The organism is Halorubrum sp. SP9 (genome assembly GCF_005435015.1).
In the GTDB taxonomy this organism is placed as follows: domain Archaea; phylum Halobacteriota; class Halobacteria; order Halobacteriales; family Haloferacaceae; genus Halorubrum; species Halorubrum sodomense.
Window position 1 is genome coordinate 1 of record NZ_SGXU01000173.1, and the last position, 838, is coordinate 838.

1 pseudogene is annotated in these 838 nt (G+C 49.3%); it reads right to left on the reverse strand.

Annotation, left to right across the window (positions count from 1 at the left end):
* Positions 1 to 461: 461 nt before the first annotated feature.
* Positions 462 to 838: pseudogene (locus EXE45_RS17055) on the reverse strand (cell division control protein Cdc6); the annotation flags it as partial.

Consider the following 838-nt stretch of genomic DNA (forward strand, 5'->3'; position numbering starts at 1 on the left):
TCTCATGGAGAATCACACATCGATAGAGGGGTGTCTATCGGAAACAATGGAAAATAACTAAACACCCGTGGATGAGTTACTCAGATATCAAGTGAGACCTGATAACAAACTCCGGATACACATCGATAGAGGGGTGTCTATCAGACATAATGGAAAAGTCCCATAACCGGGGTGGGAGAGCACAATAGCCGACACATCGAACACATCGATAGAGGGGTGTCTATTGGAAATCATGGAAAAGGCTCATAAGCGGGATGGGTGAGTCGATAGCCGACACGATGAACACATCGATAGAGGGGTGTCTATCAGACATAATGGAAAAGTCTCATAACCGGGGTGGAAGAGCACGATAGCCCACCCATCGAACACATCGATAGAGGGGTGTCTATCAGACATAATGGAAAAGTCTCATAAAACAGGGGACACCGTGCCGCAAAAGACCACATCAATAACTGAAATGTCTACGTCTGGTTTCGGATCTGCGCTTTGACCACGGAGGTAACCTCCTCTTCAGAAATCGCTTCAATACGCGAGTCTTCACGGAGTGTCTCGAGAATTGTCCCTGGACTTTCGCCAAACTGGAACTCGAGGAACATCCCCGAGCTGGGCCCGTGGCTCCGTCGCTCGAAGTCGACCAGAGAGTACGTCGTGAGTTCTTTCATCTTATTCACGTACGTTTCCTGGTGGTACTGATCCGTGTCAATAGCATCAGTCAGATATTGATACACACGATAGCCGGTCGTACTCCTGGCGCTCCCACCGTCAGTTTGGGACGCAACCGCTGCGGTTGCGTACAGACAGAGCTTCTTTTGTGTGCTGATACCACGAACGACCTCTA